16 protein-coding genes are annotated in these 20,167 nt (G+C 67.3%); 15 read left to right on the forward strand and 1 reads right to left on the reverse strand.

The features are described 5' to 3' along the window. Nucleotides 1-11: 11 nt before the first annotated feature. The 14 genes from N7E59_RS08555 to N7E59_RS08620 all read left to right on the forward strand — a co-directional run bounded on the left by N7E59_RS08555 (nt 12) and on the right by N7E59_RS08620 (nt 17,845). Nucleotides 12-1,634 (forward strand): peptide ABC transporter substrate-binding protein, encoded by a 1,623-nt coding sequence (locus tag N7E59_RS08555; RefSeq protein ID WP_261624508.1) that lies wholly within the window; start codon nt 12-14, stop codon nt 1,632-1,634. Between the two features lie 223 nt (nt 1,635-1,857). Next, complete coding sequence (locus N7E59_RS08560) at nt 1,858-2,781, forward strand: ABC transporter permease (RefSeq protein WP_261624509.1); 924 nt, start codon at nt 1,858-1,860, stop codon at nt 2,779-2,781. Continuing rightward, nucleotides 2,774-3,691, forward strand: a complete 918-nt coding sequence (locus tag N7E59_RS08565; protein ID WP_261624510.1) for an ABC transporter permease — start codon at nt 2,774-2,776, stop codon at nt 3,689-3,691. Before N7E59_RS08560 ends, N7E59_RS08565 begins: the two co-directional genes overlap by 8 nt. An 11-nt stretch (nt 3,692-3,702) precedes the next feature. Then, a complete protein-coding gene (locus N7E59_RS08570) occupies nt 3,703-4,755 on the forward strand; it encodes an ABC transporter ATP-binding protein (RefSeq protein WP_315943008.1) in 1,053 nt (350 codons plus the stop codon). Further along, nucleotides 4,752-5,804, forward strand: a complete 1,053-nt coding sequence (locus tag N7E59_RS08575) for an ABC transporter ATP-binding protein (RefSeq protein WP_261624511.1) — start codon at nt 4,752-4,754, stop codon at nt 5,802-5,804. Before N7E59_RS08570 ends, N7E59_RS08575 begins: the two co-directional genes overlap by 4 nt. A gap of 286 nt (nt 5,805-6,090) precedes the next feature. Further along, the gene (locus N7E59_RS08580; protein ID WP_261624512.1) at nt 6,091-7,911 is read left to right on the forward strand and encodes an ABC transporter substrate-binding protein; all 1,821 of its coding nucleotides are present in this window, start codon (nt 6,091-6,093) and stop codon (nt 7,909-7,911) included. Between the two features lie 127 nt (nt 7,912-8,038). After that, on the forward strand, nt 8,039-9,538 hold the full coding sequence (locus tag N7E59_RS08585) for an ABC transporter permease (RefSeq protein ID WP_261624513.1): 1,500 nt from the start codon (nt 8,039-8,041) through the stop codon (nt 9,536-9,538). Beyond that, a complete protein-coding gene (locus tag N7E59_RS08590; RefSeq protein WP_261624514.1) occupies nt 9,535-10,686 on the forward strand; it encodes an ABC transporter permease in 1,152 nt (383 codons plus the stop codon). The genes N7E59_RS08585 and N7E59_RS08590 overlap by 4 nt, the downstream gene beginning before the upstream one ends. Further along, nucleotides 10,683-12,476, forward strand: coding sequence for an ABC transporter ATP-binding protein (locus N7E59_RS08595; RefSeq protein WP_261624515.1), 1,794 nt, complete (start codon nt 10,683-10,685; stop codon nt 12,474-12,476). Before N7E59_RS08590 ends, N7E59_RS08595 begins: the two co-directional genes overlap by 4 nt. A 162-nt stretch (nt 12,477-12,638) precedes the next feature. Next, nucleotides 12,639-14,585 (forward strand): translational GTPase TypA, encoded by a 1,947-nt coding sequence (typA, locus tag N7E59_RS08600; protein ID WP_261624516.1) that lies wholly within the window; start codon nt 12,639-12,641, stop codon nt 14,583-14,585. Then, nucleotides 14,582-15,022 (forward strand): hypothetical protein, encoded by a 441-nt coding sequence (locus tag N7E59_RS08605; protein WP_261624517.1) that lies wholly within the window; start codon nt 14,582-14,584, stop codon nt 15,020-15,022. Before typA ends, N7E59_RS08605 begins: the two co-directional genes overlap by 4 nt. Further along, nucleotides 15,019-15,339 carry a ferredoxin gene (gene fdxA, locus N7E59_RS08610; RefSeq protein WP_261624518.1) on the forward strand — a complete coding sequence of 107 codons (321 nt, stop codon included), beginning with the start codon at nt 15,019-15,021 and terminating at the stop codon, nt 15,337-15,339. Before N7E59_RS08605 ends, fdxA begins: the two co-directional genes overlap by 4 nt. Before the next feature lie 13 nt (nt 15,340-15,352). Next, nucleotides 15,353-16,450, forward strand: coding sequence for a succinyldiaminopimelate transaminase (gene dapC / locus N7E59_RS08615; RefSeq protein ID WP_261624519.1), 1,098 nt, complete (start codon nt 15,353-15,355; stop codon nt 16,448-16,450). A gap of 111 nt (nt 16,451-16,561) precedes the next feature. Further along, complete coding sequence (locus tag N7E59_RS08620) at nt 16,562-17,845, forward strand: citrate synthase (protein WP_261624520.1); 1,284 nt, start codon at nt 16,562-16,564, stop codon at nt 17,843-17,845. Nucleotides 17,846-17,930: 85 nt separating this feature from the next. Here the strand turns inward: N7E59_RS08620 and dapD are convergent, their stop codons facing one another. Then, on the reverse strand, nt 17,931-18,908 hold the full coding sequence (dapD, locus tag N7E59_RS08625; RefSeq protein ID WP_261624521.1) for a 2,3,4,5-tetrahydropyridine-2,6-dicarboxylate N-succinyltransferase: 978 nt from the start codon (nt 18,906-18,908) through the stop codon (nt 17,931-17,933). Nucleotides 18,909-18,939: 31 nt separating this feature from the next. Between dapD and dapE the strand changes: the two genes are divergently transcribed. Continuing rightward, nucleotides 18,940-20,091 carry a succinyl-diaminopimelate desuccinylase gene (dapE, locus tag N7E59_RS08630; RefSeq protein WP_261624522.1) on the forward strand — a complete coding sequence of 384 codons (1,152 nt, stop codon included), beginning with the start codon at nt 18,940-18,942 and terminating at the stop codon, nt 20,089-20,091. The last annotated feature ends 76 nt before the right edge of the window (nt 20,092-20,167 follow it).

Below are 20,167 nucleotides of genomic sequence, written 5' to 3' on the forward strand. Positions count from 1 at the left end.
GAGGCAGACCCATGAGAACGACGAACCACCGGCGCCGGGGCGCCGGAATGGCCGCCGCGGGGATGAGCGCCGCATTGGTGCTCTCCGCCTGCGGAGGCGGAGGCGACGGCGGCGATGACGGGGAGGCGGAGGCCGTCGACGGCGGCGGCACCGTCTCTGCACACAACTGCGAGCCGCAGAATCTGCAGCCGGGAAACAGCACCGAGAACTGCGGGTCCCGCATCCTGGACCAGCTGTACACCGGTCTCACCCAAGTCGACTACAGCGACGACGTCGAGGTCGTCCCGGGAGTGGCCGAGAGCTGGGAGTCGGACGACAACGTCACCTGGACGCTCGAGCTCAGCGACGAGTACACGTTCCACAACGGCGACCCCGTCGATGCGAACACCTTCGTGGAGAGCTGGAACTGGGTGGTCGACCCGGACAATGCGCAGCAGGGTGCTTCGTTCTTCGACAAGATCGCGGGCTTCCAGGACGTCGTCGACGGCGACGCCGACGAACTCGAGGGCGTCACTGCGGTGGACGACCACACCTTGGAGATCGAGTTGGAGGAGCCGTTCGGGCAGCTGCCCCAGATGCTCACCTACTCGGCGTTCTATCCCATGCCCTCGGAGGCCTTCGAGGACATGGACGCCTTCCAGGACGCGCCGATCGGCAACGGCCGGTACGAGATGGACGGCGAGTGGGTGCGCGACACCGAGATCAACATGAACCGCTACGAGGACTGGCCGGGTGAGGACCCGGGCAAGCCGGAGCGCATCGAATGGCAGATCTACTCCGACACCAACACCGCCTACCAGGACGTCCAGGCCGGCAACCTGGACCTGCTGGGGGAGGTGCCGCCGAACCGGATCGAGAACCTCGAGGACGACTTCGGCGACAACTTCGAGCGGTACCAGACCTCGCGCTTCGTCTACATGGGTCTGCCGACCTACGACGACGACTTCGCGGACGCGGACATGCGCCGTGCACTCTCCATGGCGCTGGACCGCGATGAGCTCAATGAGGAGCTCTTCGACGGCACCTACACCCCAGCTCGCAGCATCCTGCCGCCGACGATCCCTCAGGGCCGTGAGGATGCCTGCGGTGAGAACTGTGAGTTCGACGCCGACGCCGCCGCCGAACTCTACGAGGAGGCCGGCGGACCGTCCGAGCTGACGCTGTGGACGGACACCGGAGTGGGCAATGAGGAGTACGTCGAAGCTCTGGCCAACCAGTGGCAGCAGAACCTCGGCATCGACTCGGTCGACTTCGAGATGCTGGAGTTCGCCCAGTACCTGGACCTCCTCGAGGAGGAGGACATCGGCGGTCCGTACCGACTGGGATGGCTGTTGGCCTACCCGAGTCCGCAGTACGCGATGGAGCCGCTGTACACCTCAGGGGCGCCCTCCAACCGGGCCGGCTACGCCTCTGAGGAGTTCGACTCCAAGATCGACGAGGCGAACCGGGCCGATGAGGGTGAGGAGGCCGACGGTCTCTACCAGGAGGCCGAGGACATCCTCCTCGAGGACATGCCGGTCATCCCGCTGTGGTTCCAGGACTACTTCGTGGTCCACAGCGACCGGGTGGAGGACGCGGAGATGGATCTGCGGACGTACATCACCGTCGACCAGGTCACCGTCACCGAGGAGTGACGGAACGGCCGACACACACCGTCGTGATCACCTGACTCGGAGAGTTTTGTGCTCCGGAGTATTCTGAGTCACACTGTCACACGGTGAACGTCCGGTTCCGCGGGGCGACCCCCTGCGGAACCGGACGTTCGTCACCAGTCCATCCCTCCGGGACGGCCCATCACCTCGGTCTCGGAGCTCAGTTCTGAGATCGCACCCAGATCGGACACCGCAAAGGACCACGATGACGCGATACATCCTTCGGCGTCTGCTCCAGTTCATCCCGGTCATCCTGATCGCGACGTTCATCATCTATGCGATGGTCTTCGCCATCCCGGGTGATCCCATCCGTGCCCTCGGCGGGGACCGTCCGATGTCCGAGGCGGTCCAGCAGACCCTCCGCGACCAGTACAACCTGGACGACCCGCTGCTCATCCAGTACTTCAAGTACATGGCGGGCGTCGCCGTGGGGGACTTCGGCACCACGTTCCAAGGTCGCCCGGTCACCGACATCATCGTCCAGCGCCTGCCCGTCACGCTCTATCTGGCCTTCGTCGCCGTGATCATTCAGATCATCATCGGCGTCATCGCCGGAACCTTGGCGGCGATCTTCCGGGACCGCTTCATCGACCGTCTGGTGCAGGTCTCGAGCGTCCTCGTCGTGGCAGTGCCGATCCTCGCGATCGCGTTCGGCCTGCAGTTCGTGTTCGGACTGCAGCTGGGATGGTTCCCCATCGCCGGCATCGGCTCCGGCTTCTACAGCTACATCCTCCCCGGGTTCGTCCTCGCATCCGTGTCGACGGCACTGGTGGCGAGGCTCCTGCGCAACTCCCTGGTCGAGACTCTCCAGTCCGACTATGTCCGGACCGCCACGGCGAAGGGTCTGAAGCGGAGTCGCGTCGTGGGACGCCATGCGATGCGCAACGCCATGATCCCGGTGGTGACCTTCATCGGAGCCGACCTTGCGACCATGCTGGGCGGGGCCATCCTGACTGAGGCCATCTTCAATCTGCCGGGGATCGGCCAAGAGGTCTTCCGAGCCATCCAGGCGCAGGAGGGCACGGTCGTCGTCGGGATCGTGACGCTGCTCGTCCTGTTCTTCGTGGTGGTCAACCTGATCGTCGACATCGCCTACGCCTTCCTCGACCCAAGGATCCGTTATGAGTGAGATCTCGCGTGCACAGACCGAGCAGTCAGAGGGCTCGACGACGGGGAGGACGACGAAGGAGGCTGAGGCGAGTCTCTGGGCCGACGCCTGGCGGAGCCTCCGCAGCAATCCGTGGTTCATCGTGTCCGGCGCCATCCTGGTCGTGATGATCGTCATGGCGCTCTTCCCGCAGCTCTTCACCAACACCAGCCCCGGAGAGTGCCTCCTCGGACGCAGCAGACAGGAGCCGTCGGCCGAGCACTGGTTCGGCACGGACGTCCAGGGCTGTGACTACTACACCCGGGTCATCTACGGTGCTCGGACGTCGATCGCTGTGGGCCTCCTGGTCGCCTTGGGAACCGTGGTCATCTCCATCGTCCTCGGCACCCTCGCCGGCTTCTACGGCAAGGTCGTAGATGCAGTCATCTCACGCATCGGCGACATGATCTTCGCCGTGCCGTACGTCCTGGGTGCCATCGTGTTCCTCAACGTCATCGATGACCGGGGGATCCTGGAGGTCTCGTTCATCCTGACCATCTTCATGTGGCCGATGACGATGCGACTCATGCGGGGCGCGGTGATGTCTGTGGTGAACAACGAGTACGTGATGGCGGCCCGTGCGCTGGGCGCAGGCAATCTGACCATCATGCGGCGCCACATCCTGCCGAACTCCCTGGCGCCGATCCTGGGCTACTCCGCGATCCTGGTCGGGATCATCATCTCCGCGGAAGCCGCCCTGACCTATCTCGGCGTCGGTCTCCAGCTGCCCTCCATCTCATGGGGCCTGCAGCTCTCCAACGCCCAGAACTACATCCAGACATACCCGCACCTGATGGTCTTCCCGCTGATCTTCGTGGCGCTGACCGTGTTCGCGTTCACCATCATGGGTGACGCCATCCGGGATGCCATCGACCCCAAGGCCAAGAAGTGAGGTCGCAGGACGTGACAGAGACGACTGACGCCGCAGAGCAGGCGCGGACCGCACCCGACAGCACCTCCGCCCCGCTGCTCGAGGTCCGGGACCTGCAGGTCGAGTTCCACACCAAGGCCGGAGTCGCCCAGGCGATCAACGGGCTCAACTTCACCGTGCATCCGGGGGAGACCCTCGCGATCCTCGGAGAATCAGGGTCGGGGAAGTCCGTGACGGCGCAGACCATCATGGGGATCCTCGACATGCCCCCGGGGAAGATCGCCGGTGGGGAGATCCGCTATCGGGGCGAGGACCTGCTGACCATGCCCGAGGAGAAGCGGCGGAAGCTGCGCGGCGTCAGCATCTCCATGATCTTCCAGGACGCGCTGTCGTCCCTGAATCCGGTGTTCCCCGTCGGGTGGCAGATCGCGGAGATGTTCCGCATCCACCGGAAGATGAAGAAGAAGGAGGCCAAGCAGGAGGCCGTCGAGCTCATGAGGCGCGTCGGCATCCCGGCCGCCGAGAAGCGCGTGTGGGACTTCCCGCACGAGTTCTCCGGCGGGATGCGCCAGCGCATCATGATCGCCATGGCCATCGCCCTGGACCCCGACCTCCTCATCGCCGACGAGCCGACCACCGCCCTCGACGTCACGGTGCAGGCGCAGGTCATGGACCTCCTTCTGGACCTTCAGAAGGAATACAACATGGGTCTGATCCTCATCACCCATGACCTCGGAGTCGTCGCCGACGTCGCCGACAAGATCGCCGTGATGTACGCAGGACGGGTGATGGAGTCGGCCGACGTCTACGAGATCTACGCGAGTCCGTCACATCCGTATACGCGCGGGCTCCTGGACTCCATCCCCCGCATCGACGGCGGCGAAGAGCGGCTGAAGGCCATCGAAGGCCTGCCCCCGATGCTGACCAACCTGCCAGCCGGGTGTCCGTTCAGCCCGCGCTGCCCGATGGCCACCGACCTCTGCCGCACGGAGAGGCCCGAGCTCGAGAGGGTGGTCGACGGACACTACTCCGCCTGCCACTACTCCGCTCAGATCTACGACGACTTGCGAGGAGGTGCGGCATGAGCCGCCCAGACCTGAACACAGCGGCGGGGGCCGATCCGTTCGCCGACGCCGAGGTCGTCCTCGACGTCGACGGCCTGGTCAAGCACTTCCCCCTGACTCAGGGAGTGATCTTCCAGAAGAGGGTCGGGGCCGTGAAGGCCGTCGACGGCGTCAGCTTCCAGCTGCGGCAGGGGGAGACCCTGGGCATCGTGGGTGAGTCCGGCTGCGGCAAGTCGACCCTGGCCAAGCTGCTCATGCGTCTCGAGTCGCCCGATGAGGGGAGCGTGAGGTTCCGCGGTGAGGACTTCCTCGCGGTCAGGGGGGAGGAGCTGCGACGGCTGCGCCGCAAGATCCAGATCATCTTCCAGGACCCCTACACCTCGCTGAACCCCAGGATGTCGGTGGGCGACATCATCGCCGAACCCTTCAAGCTCCATCCTGATGCGAAGCCGCAGCAGGGCATCCGCCCGCGGGTGAAGGAGCTCCTGGACGTCGTGGGCCTGAACCCGGACCACATCAATCGGTACCCTCACCAGTTCTCCGGCGGGCAGCGGCAGCGCATCGGCATCGCACGCGGCCTGGCGCTCAATCCCGACGTCATCATCTGCGATGAGCCGGTCTCGGCGCTGGACGTCTCGGTGCAGGCGCAGGTGATGAATCTGTTGGAGGACCTGCAGGCCGAGTTCGGACTCTCCTACATCTTCATCGCCCACGACCTCTCGGTGGTCCGACACATCTCCGACCGGGTCGGGGTGATGTATCTGGGACGACTCGCGGAGTTGGGGACCGAGGACGAGATCTATGGGGCTCCGGGGCACCCGTACACCCAGGCGCTGCTCTCGGCCGTACCGGTGCCGGACCCGACGCTGCGTGGGAAGCGCGAGCAGATCGTGCTCCAGGGCGACCCGCCGAGTCCGGCGAACCCCCCGTCGGGCTGTCGTTTCAGGACCCGCTGCTGGAAGGCGACCGAGATCTGCGCCGAGGAGGAGCCCGCACTGACGCCTCGCCCTGGTGTGCCGCATGACGTCGCATGTCACCACGCCGAGGTGCGCGAGGATCTGACGGCATGACGCTCGTCTGACCCCTGTCTGAGCACTGTGCCGGTGCCCCGCCGATGAGGCGTGGGCACCGGCACAGCCGTGCCGCCTTCCATCCCTGGGAATGCCGTTTCCGACCAGCGGCAGATGTAACAGTTCGGTTACTCGCCAGTGACTAAGATGTGTTCTGCGTCTCCACCACGTATGGTGGGGAGCGCTCAGGTGACTGTTACCTGCATCACTCATCGAGGGAGATCTGCGATCACAAGATGCAGGGGCCTGACACCTCACATCACCGCATCACCAAGAGGAGAACTCAATGCGACTGAGGAAACTCTCAGCCGCCGTGGCGATCACGGCCTCCGGCGCACTCATCCTGTCCAGCTGCACCCCCGGCGGCGAGGACGACAACGGAAACGGGGGCGAGGACCCGGGACAGGCGGAGGGCCAGCAGTTCAGCGTCGAGCCCGATGACACCGGCAAGGCCGAGATGGAGGACGACTTCGAGACGGCCGACGACTCGATCTCGGTCTCCATGGGCGAGACGGAGTTCGTCAGCTACAACGGGTTCACCCCGGAGACCTACAACGTCTACAACTCCACCATCATCGACCAGGTCCTCGGCGGCTTCTGGTACTGGGGCACCGACAACGTCCAGTACCCGAACGAGGAGTTCGGCGAGTGGGAGGTCACCGGTGAGGACCCGATGACCATCGAGTACACGATCAGCGACGACGCCGAATGGTCGGACGGCACCCCCATCACCAACGCGGACTTCATCCTCGACTGGGCGACCCAGAACCCTGAGCTCAGCGACGGCGACGACTCGCCGATGTTCAACCAGGTGTCCCACACCTACGGGGAGAACGTGCCGGACGGCCCCGAGGGTGAGCCCGACGAGAAGACCTTCACCATCGAGTTCCCGCAGCCGGACGCGGACGCCGAGATCCGTGTCGGAAGCCCGATGCCCGCTCACGTGGTCGCCGAGCAGAACGACATGGACGTCGAGGAGCTCGTGGAGGCGATCCGCGACGAGGACACCGACGCCCTCGAGCCGGTCGCCGAGTTCTGGAACGACGGCGAGTGGTTCAGCGACCCCGGGAGCCTGCCGGACGAGGAGCTGATCCCCAGCTCGGGACCGTACAAGCTCAGCAGCTGGGAGGCCGGAGAGTCCGTGACCCTGGAGGCCAACGAGGACTACTGGGGCACCCCTCCGGGAGTCTCCGAGCTGGTGTTCCGCTTCGTCGACGACGGACAGCACGTCCAGGCGCTGGAGAACGGCGACATCAACGTGATCCGTCCCCAGGCCACCGTCGACACCCGCGAGCAGCTCGACGGCCTCAGCGAGGACCAGTTCGTCATGCACGAGGGCGAGGCGGCCACATGGGAGCACCTGGACTTCAACTTCGCCGACGGCTCCCCGTTCGCCGACAGCCCCGAGCTGCGTGAGGCGTTCGCCAAGTGCGTGCCGCGTCAGCAGATCGTGGACAACCTCATCGAGCCGATCTTCCCGGACGCCGAGGTGCTCGACGCCCGCGAGGTGCTGAACTTCGAGGACCACTACGACGACGTGGTCGATGAGAGCTACGAGGGCCAGTACGACGAGGTCGACATCGAAGGTGCCCAGGAGCTCATCGAGGAGGAGGACGCCGACGGCACCGAGGTGCGCATCGGCTACCAGGCGCCCAACCCGCGCCGCACCGACATCGTCTCCGAGATCCAGGCCTCCTGCGAGGACGCCGGCTTCGAGATCATCGATGAGGGCTCCGAGGACTTCTTCGCACCGGGCGGTGCGCAGGAGAGCGGTGACTTCGAGGTCGCGCTCTTCGCGTGGGCCGGTTCCGGTCAGGTCGCCTCGGGTCAGAACATCTACTCGACCGACCGCCCGCAGAACTACGGCGAGTACTCGAACGACACCGTCGATGAGCTCTTCAGCGACCTCGCCTCGTCCGAGGACGAGGACGAGCAGCAGGACATCATCGTCGACATCGAGACCGAGCTCTGGGACGACCTGCACGGCATTCCGCTGTTCGTGCACCCGGACCTGACGGGCTCCGACGCCTCGATCCAGAACGTGCGCCACACCGCCTCGCAGTCCCAGATCACCTGGAACGCCGAGCAGTGGCAGCGGGCTGAGTGATCGGACTCACTCCGACCGACGGTCCATCACATCGATAGAGGACCGATCGTCGACAGTGCCACCGGTGACCACCGAACCTGAGAAGAGAAGGCGAACGGATCTCGTGCTCTCATATGTTCTGAAACGCATGGGCAGCTCCGCACTGGTGCTGCTGGCGTCGACCCTCCTGGTCTTCATCCTCGTGATCAACTCCGGGGACCCGCTGCAGGAGCTGCGGGAGTCCAACGCGGACAACGTCGAGTTCCTCATCCAGCAGCGCATCGAGTTCATGAACCTCGATGAGCCCTGGTACAGCCGCTATTGGATCTGGCTCTCCGGCGTGCTCGGCTGCTTGGGCGGTGCCTGCGACTTCGGCACCAACATCTCCGGTCAGGACGTCGGAGTGCTGACCCAGCAGGCCGCCGGCGCGTCCCTGCGCCTGGTGTTCATCGCCACCGTCTTCGCCATCATCCTCGGAGTGCTGACCGGGATCGTCTCGGCGATCCGCCAGTACTCGACCTTCGACTACGTCGTCTCCTTCATCGTCTTCCTCTTCTTCTCCCTTCCGGTGTTCTGGGCCGCGGTACTGGCCAAGGACTGGATGGGCATCCGCTTCAACAATTGGATGGCGGACCCCGGGGTCACCTGGCCCACCACCATCACCCTGGCGGTGATCGGAGCCGTCGTCATACCCGCGATCATCGGCGGACCGCCCAAGCGGCGCCTGATCACCGCTGCGATGACCTTCGTCTTCGTGATGATCGCCCTGCCGTACCTGGACTGGCTGAACTTCGCCCGGTACCCGCAGCTCGGACCGGCCGCCATCGCGATCATCGGAGTCCTCTTCGCCGTCGGGCTCACCGCACTGCTGGCCGGGATGAAGAACCGCCGGGTCCTGTATTCGGCACTGATCGTCGTCGGCCTGGGCCTGGTCTCCTACTACGCGACCTTCTGGCTGCTGATCGACCCTCCGGGAGGATGGCTGCTCATCGCGGGGCTGTTCCTGCTCGCGATCGCACTCTCCGTACTCGTGGCCAGGCTCATGGGCGGACACGCCAAGAACCTCGCCACCACGGTCAGCGTCCTGACGGCGATCATCGTCTCGGTGCTCGTCCTGCTGGACCACTTCATCCGGGCCTGGCCCGGTTTCCTGGCCATCAAGCCTCGCCCCATCGCCACCATCGGCTCGGTCTCGCCAAACTTCACCGGAGACTTCTGGGAGGTCTCTCTGGACCAGCTGACCCAGCTGGTCATGCCCACGATGATCCTCATGCTGGTCTCGGTCGCGGCCTACACGAGGTACATGCGCGCGTCGATGCTGGAGGCGATCCACCAGGACTACATCCGGACCGCCCGGGCCAAGGGCGTCAATGAGCGGACCGTCGTCTTCAAGCACGCGTTCCGCAACTCGATGATCCCGGTGACCACCATCGTGGCCTTCGACTTCGCCGCCCTGCTGGGCGGGGCGATCATCATCGAACGCGTGTTCGGATGGCGAGGGCTCGGCAATATGTTCATCGAGGGGCTGCAGAACGCCGACCCCGCACCGGTCATGGCCTACCTGCTGGTGGCGGGCACGGCGGCGGTGCTGTTCAACCTGATCGCGGACCTGCTGTACGCGGTCCTGGACCCGAGGATCCGAGTATGAGTACCCAGGATGAGAACCCCCAGAGGCTCCCGGGCGGACGTCCCGACACGGACGGCCCGGAGGGCGACGAGATGACGGACCTGGCCGAGATCGAGGACGCGAAGCTCAAGAAGAGCGAGCGCTCCCTCTCCCAGGCACAGATGGTCCGGCGCCGATTCTTCGCGCACAAGCCCGCGCTCGTCTCGATGATCCTGCTGATCTCGGTGATCATCCTCGCCTTCAGCTCGCTCGGCTTCACAGGCACCGGCGGCTGGTGGGACAAGACCTATCTGCAGACCGGACCCGTCGTGGACCGAGGAGTCCCCACGATCCTCTCCGACGGACTCCTCGGTGAGCATCCCTTCGGCCAGGACAACAACGGCCGCGACTACTTCGCGCTGGTCATGCGCGGGACCCAGCAGTCCCTGATCGTCGCCTTCGGCGTCGCCATCACCTCGACCATCCTCGGAGTGCTCATCGGGGCGCTGGCCGGCTACTTCCGCGGCTGGCTCGAGGCGATCCTCATGCGTCTGACCGACATGGTCATCGTGGTCCCGCTGGTGGCCCTCGCCGCGGTCTTCGGCCGATACGCGCAGAACCTCCCGGGCGGGACCCTCACCCTGGCGATCCTGCTGGGTCTGGTCACCTGGACGGGCATGGCCCGACTGGTGCGCGCCGAGATCCTCTCCCTGCGGGAGAAGGAGTTCGTCGCCGCCGCGATCTCCATGGGGGCGCACCCCGCACGCATCATCATCAAGCACATGCTGCCCTCGGCGGTCGGCGTGATCATCGTCAACGCGACGTTCGCCGTCGCCGCCGCGATCCTGCTCGAGACGAGCATCTCGTATCTGGGGATGGGCATCCAGGCCCCGGAGGCGTCCCTGGGGCTGCTCATCTCCAACTATGAGAACGCGTTCCAGACGCGCCCGTGGCTCTTCTGGTTCCCGGGCCTGTTCATCATCATCATCGCCCTCTGCGTGAACTTCATCGGCGACGGGCTCAGGGATGCGATCGACCCGCGTCAGCAGCGCAAGGGTTCGCGTCGCCCGGGCATCCGCGCCGTCCTGGGCCTCCGAGGCAAGCAGGCGGCCGACGAGCGCACCGAGGGTCCCGAGACCGACGCCGCGGACGCCTCGACCACGACCCAGGAGAAGGAGGGCGGACGATGAGCCGTCCCGTGCTGAGCTACAAGGACATCCGCGTCAGCTTCACCACCGAGTTCGGAGAGGTCGATGCGGTCAAGGGCGTGAGCTTCGACGTCGCCCCCGGCGAGGTCGTCGCCGTGGTCGGCGAATCCGGCTCCGGAAAATCGGTGACCTCCTCGACGGCGATGGGTCTGCTCCCGGGCAACGCCACCATCGACGGTGAGGTCGAGTTCGACGGCCAGCCCGTCTCGAAGATGACCCCCGGACAGCGGCGTCGGCTGCGCGGCCAGGACATCTCGATGATCTTCCAGGAGCCGATGACGGCGCTGAACCCGGTGCTTCGGGTCTCCGACCAGCTCGTCGAGGCGCTGCAGGTCCACGACATCGCCTACGGGCAGCAGGCGCTGCGGAAGGCCGTGGACCTGCTCCGTCAGGTCGGGATCCCCGATCCGGAGCGACGTGTGCGGGAGTACCCGCACCAGTTCTCCGGCGGTCAGCGTCAGCGCATCGTCATCGCCATGGCGATCGCGTGCGGACCGAAGGTGATCATCGCCGACGAGCCGACCACGGCCCTCGACGTCACGGTGCAGGCCGAGATCCTCGACCTGCTGCGCACCCTGAAGGGCGAGCTGAACACCGGGATCCTGCTGATCACGCACAACATGGGCGTGGTCGCCGATATGGCCGATCGTGTGGTGGTCATGCTCCACGGTGAGGTGGTCGAGACGGGCCCCGTGAGTGAGGTCATGCTCAGCCCCCGACACCCCTACACCCAGCGGCTGCTGGACGCCATGCCCAAGCTGCGGCAGGATTCCCACGACCTCGAGGAGACGGTCCACGAGGCCGAGGAGGTCCACGGCGAGCACGTCGACCCCGACGGTGCGACCGTCTCGGTGACCGAGCCGGAGACGGACGCCCGTCCCGGAACGTCAGCCTCGGAGACGACGGAGTCCGGCCCGGGGCGGACCGCCTCCGGCGACCCCTTCGCCCTCGAGGCCAAGGACATCGCCCTGGAGTACAAGTTCCGCCGGAAGGCGACCCGGGTGGTCGAGGGCGTCAGCTTCCAGGTCGAGCCCGGCGAGATCATGGGCCTGGTGGGTGAGTCCGGATCGGGCAAGTCCACCGTCGCCAAGGCCGTCCTCGGCCTGCTGGACGTCCCCGAGGGGGAGCTCTACGTCCGCGGGAAGAACATGCCGGCGCTGAAGGGTCGGGAGCGCAAGGCCCTGAAGCGTGAGATCGGCGTAGTCTTCCAGGACCCGGCGGCGTCGCTGGACCCGCGGATGCCGATCGGCGACATCATCACCGAGCCCATGGTCGTGCACAAGGTGGGGGACAAGAGGTCGCGGCTTAACCGTGCGCAGGAGCTGCTGGACGCGGTGCGTCTGCCGCGCAGCGTGGTCAACCGCTTCCCGCACGAGCTCTCCGGCGGTCAGCGCCAGCGCATCAGCATCGCACGCGCCCTGACGCTCAGCCCGACGCTGCTCATCGCCGACGAGCCGACCTCCGCGCTCGACGTCTCCGTGCAGGCCGCCGTGCTGGACATGTTCAAGGAGCTGCAGGAGGAGTACTCCTTCGCGTGCCTGTTCGTCAGCCACGACCTCGCCGTCATCGACACCCTGGCCCACAAGGTCCTGGTCATGCAGAACGGCCGCGCGGTGGAGCAGGGGAGCACCGATGAGATCCTGCGTCACCCGCATGAGGACTACACCCAGCGGCTCCTGGCCGCCGCTCCGGTGCCGCATCCGCAGGAGCAGGCCGAGCGGCGCGACGCCCGTCGTCAGCTGCTGGCCGCACAGGGACTGAACCTGGACTGAGGTCCCCACCCACCACCAGGGACATCGAGTCCCCGATCTCTGCCGCGTGTCGGGCCATGAACGGTCCAAAGTGCGCCGGAGATCGGGGACTCGATGCGTGGGGGAGTGCCAGTACACTGGACAGGTTGTCCCTGCACTACCCGGAAGGCGTCGTAGACCCTCATGACCACAGCCGCCGCACGCGTGACCACCGGCACCGATCAGCGCCGCGATCTGCGCAACGTCGCCATCGTCGCCCACGTCGACCACGGCAAGACCACCCTGGTCGACGCCATGCTCCGCCAGACCGCCGCCGTCGGCGGCCACGGTGACCTCGAGGACCGGGTCATGGACTCCGGGGACCTGGAGAAGGAGAAGGGGATCACGATCCTCGCCAAGAACACCACCGTGTTCTACTCCGGACCCTCCGCGGCCGACAAGGCCGGCTCCGACCATGTCACCATCAACGTCATCGACACCCCCGGGCACGCCGACTTCGGCGGCGAGGTCGAGCGGGGACTGTCCATGGTCGACGGCGTCGTGCTGCTCGTCGACGCCTCGGAGGGGCCCCTGCCGCAGACCCGCTTCGTGCTGCGCAAGGCGCTGAGCGCCCAGCTGCCGGTCATCCTGGTCGTCAACAAGACCGACCGCCCCGACGCCCGCATCGACGGCGTCGTCTCCGACACCATGGACCTGCTCCTCGGACTGGCCTCCGACGTGGCCGAGGACCACCCGGACCTGGACCTCGACGCCGTGCTCGACGTCCCGGTGGTCTACGCCTCGGGCAAGGCCGGACGCGCCTCGACCACCCAGCCCGACGACGGCGGCCTGCCCGAGGACGAGGACCTCGAGCCGCTGTTCTCCACCATCCTCGAGCACGTCCCCTCACCCCGGTACGACGCCGACGAGGTGCTCCAGGCCCACGTCACCAACCTCGACGCCTCTCCCTTCCTGGGTCGTCTGGCGCTGCTGCGCATCTTCAACGGCACCCTGCGCAAGAATCAGCAGGTCGCCTGGGCCCGCAAGGACGGGAGCACCAAGACCGTCAAGATCACCGAGCTGCTGGCCACCCGCGGACTCGAACGGGTCTCCGCGGACGAGGCGGGCCCGGGGGACATCGTCGCCGTCGCCGGCATCGCCGACATCATGATCGGGGAGACGCTGACCGACCTCGATGCCCCGAAGCCGCTGCCGAACATCGTCGTCGACGACCCGGCCATCTCCATGACCGTCGGCATCAACACCTCCCCCATGGCCGGACGGGTGAAGGGCGCGAAGGTCACCGCCCGACAGGTCAGGGACCGCCTGGACAAGGAGCTCATCGGCAACGTCTCCATCAAGGTGCTGCCCACCGAGCGCCCCGACACCTGGGAGGTCCAGGGACGCGGCGAGCTCGCCCTGGCGATCCTCGTCGAGCAGATGCGTCGCGAGGGCTTCGAGCTGACGGTCGGAAAGCCCCAGGTCGTGACCCGGGAGATCGACGGCCAGCTGTGCGAGCCCATGGAGAACATGACCATCGACGCCCCCGAGGAGTTCATGGGCGCGATCACTCAGCTCATGGCCGCGCGCCGCGGGCTGATGAACACGATGACCAACAACGGCACCGGCTGGGTCCGCATGGAGTTCATGGTCCCGGCCCGCGGACTGATCGGCTTCCGCACCAAGTTCCTCACCGAGACCCGCGGCGCCGGCATCGCCTCCTCCTACGCCGCCGGCTACGAGCCCTGGAAGGGCGAGATCGAGTACCGGATCTCCGGGTCCCTGGTCGCCGACCGGTCCGGCTCGGCCACCCCCTTCGCGATGATCAACCTCCAGGAGCGCGGCACCTTCTTCATCGACCCGCAGGACGAGGTCTATGAGGGCATGGTCGTGGGTGAGAACTCGCGCAACGAGGACATGGAGGTCAACATCACCAAGGAGAAGAAGCTCACGAACATGCGCGCCGCCAGCGCCGAGAACTTCGAGGGCCTCACTCCGCCGACCAAGCTGACCCTCGAGGAGTCCCTCGAATTCGCCGCAGGCGACGAATGCGTCGAAGTCACTCCGGAGTCGATCCGCATCCGCAAGGTCACCCTCTCCTCCTCCGACCGGCTGAAGGAGGCCCGCAAGAGGAAGAGCATCAACGCGTGAGACGTGCGGCCCTGCTCGGGGCGGCCTTCTCCTTCGGCGCCGTCCTCGGGGTCATCGGCACCGCCCTGCACGGCAGCATCTGGATGATCGGCGACGTCCGCGACGGATTCGTCCTCCCGTGGGGAGCCGCCCTGGCGCTGCTCATCTGCCTGCTCGCTCAGCTGTGGGTCGGACTGCGCAGCGGGTCGCTCGTCGATACGGCGGTCATGGGGATCACCACCTTCACCGTCGCCACAGCGGCCTACCTGTGGCCCGGACCCGACCAGCTGGTGGTGCCCTACAGCCCCGAGGCCATGGAGATGCTCCCCGGACCCACCATCGCCTCACTGATCTGGTGGCTGGGCTCTGCGGCGGTCACCCTGATCACCATGGTGCTGGTCAAGTGGATCGTCGCACGCGACGAGGCCCTGCACCGGGCCGATAGACTGACGCCATGACCTACATCATCGCCCTTCCCTGTGTGGACCTGAAGGACAAGGCCTGCATCGATGAGTGTCCGGTGGACTGCATCTATGAGGGTGAGCGGATGCTCTACATCCACCCGGACGAGTGCGTCGACTGCGGCGCCTGCGAGCCGGTCTGTCCGGTGGAGGCCATCTACTACGAGGACGACACCCCCGAAGAGTGGTCCGAGTACTACCGCGCCAACGTGGAGTTCTTCGACGACCTGGGATCGCCCGGCGGAGCGGCGAAGCTCGGTCTGATCGAGAAGGACCACGAGATCGTCGAGGCGCTGCCTCCCCAGGAACACTGAGGACGAGCCCCTGATGCTCACTCTGCCGGAATACCCGTGGGATGCGATGGCGACCTACGTCGAGCGGGCCCGAGCCCACCCCGACGGTGCGGTGAACCTCTCCATCGGGACCCCGGTGGATCCCACGCCCCAGGTCGTCCGCGAGGCGCTGGCCGCCGCCGCCGACGCCCCCGGATATCCGACCACCCACGGTCGGCCGGAGCTGCGGCAGGCGGTGGCGGACTGGTTCGCGCGACGCCGGAGCGCCCCCGACGTCGACCCCGAGGCCGTGCTGCCGACCATCGGCTCCAAGGAGCTCGTCGCGTGGCTGCCCACGCTGCTGGGTCTGGGGCCCGGTGACGTCGTCCTGCGTCCCACGGTCGCCTACCCCACCTACGACATCGGCGCGCGGATCGCAGGGGCGACGCCGCTCGCGGTCGACGATCCGACCGACCTCGACGAGGCCGGCCTGGCAGGGGTGCGGCTCATCTGGCTGAACTCCCCGTCGAACCCCACCGGCGCGGTGGACTCCGTGGAGCACATGCGCGAGGTGGTGCGGCTCGCGCGCCGCATCGGCGCGGTCGTCGCCTCCGACGAGTGCTACGCCGAGCTGGCCTGGACGGTGGACGAAGTCCCCTCCGTGCTGGACCCGCGGGTCTGCGGGGGAGACCACGAGGGTCTGCTGGCGGTCTACTCGGCGTCGAAGCAGTCGAACCTCGCCGGCTATCGGGCCGCGTTCGCCGCCGGCTGCCCGCGGCTGATCGCCGGGTTAGTGAACACCCGCAAGCACGCGGGGATGATCATGCCGGCTCCGGTGCAGGAGGCCCTGCGGGTCGCAATGTCCGACGACGAGCACGTGGCCGCCCAGCGGGAGGTCTACCGTCGACGTCGGGAGCGTCTGCTGCCCGCCGTCCGAGCCGCCGGGTTCGACGTCCGAGACTCTGCGGCCGGCCTGTACCTGTGGTGCACCGACGGCGTCTCCGACTCCTGGGCCCAGGTGGAACGGATGGCCGACCAGGGCATCATCGTCGGCCCCGGCATCTTCTACGGCGAGCGCGGAGACGGATTCGTCCGCATCGCGCTGACGTCGTCGGACGAGCGGATCGACGCCGCCGTCGCCCGCCTGTCCTGAAGTGGCACCGGGCACCGACCAGCGGGTAGGTTTGCGGTGTACCGCACATGACGTGTGCCCCGTTCCGGTGCGCATCCGGCCGAGACGATCGGGCACTTCAGAGGAGTCCGCATGACTGAGCAGCCATCTGCCCGCCTGACGCTCGGCGACCAGGAGCTGGAGCTCCCGGCCGAGGGCGCCGTCGAGGGCAATTCGGGGCTCAACATCGCCCCGCTGCTGAAGGAGACCGGCACGGTCACCTATGACCCCGGCTTCATGAACACCGCGAACGCCAAGTCGTCGATCACCTACATCGACGGCGCCGAAGGCATCCTGCGCTATCGCGGCTACCCGATCGAGCAGCTCGCCGAGCACTCCAGCTTCCTCGAGGTCACCTACCTGCTCATCTACGGCGAGCTGCCCACGCCCCAGGAGCTCTCGGACTTCGACACCCTGACCCGGCGGCACACCCTCCTGCACGAGGAGCTCAAGGGCTTCTTCGGCGGGTTCCCGCGGGACGCGCACCCGATGCCGGTGCTCTCCTCGGCGGTCTCGGCGCTGTCCACCTTCTACCAGGACTCCCTGGATCCGTACGATTCGGACCAGGTGGAGCGCTCCACCTACCGCCTGCTGGCGAAGGTGCCCACCATCGCGGCCTACGCCTATAAGAAGTCCATGGGCCAGCCAATGCTCTACCCGGACAACGAGCTGACCCTGGTCGAGAACTTCCTGCGCGGCTGCTTCAGCGTGCCGGCCGAGCCCTACGAGCTCGACCCCGAGATCGTGAAGGCGCTCGACACCCTCCTGGTCCTCCACGCCGACCACGAGCAGAACTGCTCCACCGCGACGGTGCGTCTGGTCGGCTCCTCCCAGGCGAACATGTTCGCCTCCATCTCGGCAGGCATCAACGCGCTCTTCGGTCCCGCGCACGGGGGCGCGAACGAGGCGGTGCTGAAGATGCTGCGCGAGATCCAGTCCGAGGGTATGAAGCCCGAGGACTTCATGGAGAAGGTCAAGAACAAGGAGGCGGGCATCCGCCTCATGGGCTTCGGCCACCGCGTGTACAAGAACTACGACCCGCGGGCACGCATCGTGAAGCAGCTGGCGGACGACCTGCTCGGCCGTCTGGGCGGCGACGACGAGCTCTTCGACATCGCCCAGCGCCTCGAGCAGAAGGCCCTGGAGGACGACTACTTCGTCGAGCGTCGCCTCTACCCGAACGTGGACTTCTACACCGGGCTCATCTACAAGGCCATGGGCTTCCCGGAGAAGATGTTCACCGTCCTCTTCGCCCTCGGTCGGCTGCCCGGCTGGATCGCCCAGTGGCGCGAGATGATCGAGGACCCCTCGACGAAGATCGGTCGCCCGCGTCAGCTCTACACCGGCGCCGCGGAGCGGAACTACCCCGGCGTCTGAGGCGGACCTCCGCCGCGACCGCAGAAGGGCGGCGTGACCCCATGCAGCGGCAGGGGTCACGCCGCCCTTCTGCGGTCGACCAGGTTCAGTTCTTGTGCAGCGCCTCGTTCAGCGCGACCTTCTGCCCCCGGCGCGGGACGGCGTCCACACGACCGGAGACCGAGTCGCGGCGGAAGAGCAGGCCGGAGACTCCGGAGAGGTGCACCGCCTTCGTCGTCGCGGAGACCTCACCGTCCTCGTGGAGCACGGTGACCTTCGTACCGGCGGTCAGGTAGAGCCCCGCCTCGACGACGCAGTCGTCGCCCAGTGAGATCCCCACCCCGGCGTTGGCGCCCAGCAGCACCCGCTCGCCGAGGGTGATGCGCTCCTTGCCGCCGCCGGAGAGTGTCCCCATGATGGAGGCGCCGCCGCCGACGTCGGTGCCGTCGCCGACCACGACGCCGGCCGAGATGCGGCCCTCGACCATCGAGGCGCCCAGTGTGCCGGCGTTGAAGTTCACGAAGCCCTCGTGCATGACGGTGGTGCCCTCCGCCAGGTGGGCGCCCAGTCGGACCCGGTCGGCGTCGCCGATGCGTACGCCCTGGGGGGTGACGTAGTCCACCAGCCGCGGGAACTTGTCGATGGAGTAGACGGTGACGTGGCCGCGTGCGCGCAGCCGCAGGCGGGTGCTCTCGAAGTCCTCCAGGGCGCAGGGGCCGAAGTTGGTCCACACGACGTTGGTGAGGTGTCCGAAGATGCCGTCCAGGTTGATGCTGTTCGGCCGCGCCAGGCGGTGGGAGAGCAGATGCAGCCGAAGCCACACGTCCGAGGTCCCCGCGGCCTCGGCGCCGAGGTCGGCCTCCACCGAGACCACCTCGGTGCGCACCCCGCGGTCGGGGTCCTCTCCGGCGGCCGCACGCAGGGACTCGAGCAGTCCGTCGTCGCCGTTCTCGGCCAGCGGCGCCGGCACCGGCTTCGGGAACCAGGTGTCCAGCACGGTGCCGGAGGCGGTGACGGTGGCCAGTCCGTGGCCGGAGGCGATGCGGGGGGCGCCGTTCTCAGCGGTGGTGTCAGCAGCGTTCATGGGTCCCATCCTACGGACTACAGTGGGGCTCATGCGCCCCACGGACCTCGAGGCCGGCGACGTCGTCGCCCTCACCGAACAGCTGCTCGCGATCCGCTCCGTCTCGGGGGAGGAGGCGGTGCTGGCCGACGCCGTCGAGGCGTTCCTGCACGGACTCGACCCGGGGGAGTCGACCGATTCCGCGCGACGACTGCACCTGCACCGCGACGGCGACACCGTCGTGGCCCGCACACGGACCGGGGCGCCCGAGCGGATCGTGCTCGCCGGACATCTCGACACCGTCCCGCTGCCGACGGTGCCCGGTTCCCGCGGCACCGTCCCGCCGAGCTGGGAGGGCGAGACCCTGTACGGCCGCGGCGCCACCGACATGAAGGGCGGTGTGGCCGTCCAGCTGGTGCTCGCCTCCGACGTGGCCGCGCGCCTGGCCGAGCTGGGGCCGGGGGAGGCGCTGGCCCGCGACGTCACATGGGTCTTCTACGACAACGAAGAGGTCGAGGCCGCGAAGTCCGGGCTCGGCCGGGTGCTGCGGAACACCCCCGATCTGCTCGCGGCGGACTTCGCCGTCCTGCTCGAACCGACCGACGGTGTGGTCGAGGGCGGATGCAACGGGACCTGCCGGATCGAGGTCACCGTCCCCGGCGTCGCCTCGCACTCCGGGCGCGCCTGGAAGGGCGTGAACGCCATCCATGCGGCGGCGCCGGTGCTGACCGCCCTGGCGCAGTACCGGGCGCGCACCGTCGAGGTCGACGGTCTGGCCTATCGCGAGGGGCTCAGCGCGGTCGGCATCGACGGGGGCATCGCCGGCAACGTCGTGCCCGACTCCTGCACGGTCACCGTCAACTACCGCTTCGCCCCGGACAAGACCGAGGAGCAGGCCCACGAGCACGTCCGGGAGGTCATGCGCGGCGCCGGGGTCGACGACGCGCAGATGCGGGTCACCGACACCTCCTCGGGTGCCCGTCCCGGCCTGGACCATCCGGCGGCGGCCGCCTTCGTCGAGGCGGTCGGCGGCACCCCGATGCCCAAGTACGGCTGGACCGACGTCGCCCGGTTCTCCGCCCTCGGAGTCCCGGCGGTCAACTTCGGGCCGGGAAGCCCGCTGCTGGCCCACACGGACGACGAGCACGTCTCCGCGGAGGCGCTGCGGGAGTGCCTCGCCGGCCTGCGACGCTGGCTCGGCTGACCTCCGGACCGGGTCCGGCCCTCGGACGTGATGCCTATGACGATTCTGTAACGATCGGTGCGGCAGAGGCCGGGCG

The organism is Nesterenkonia marinintestina (assembly GCF_025420485.1).
Taxonomy (GTDB): Bacteria; Actinomycetota; Actinomycetes; order Actinomycetales; family Micrococcaceae; genus Nesterenkonia; species Nesterenkonia marinintestina.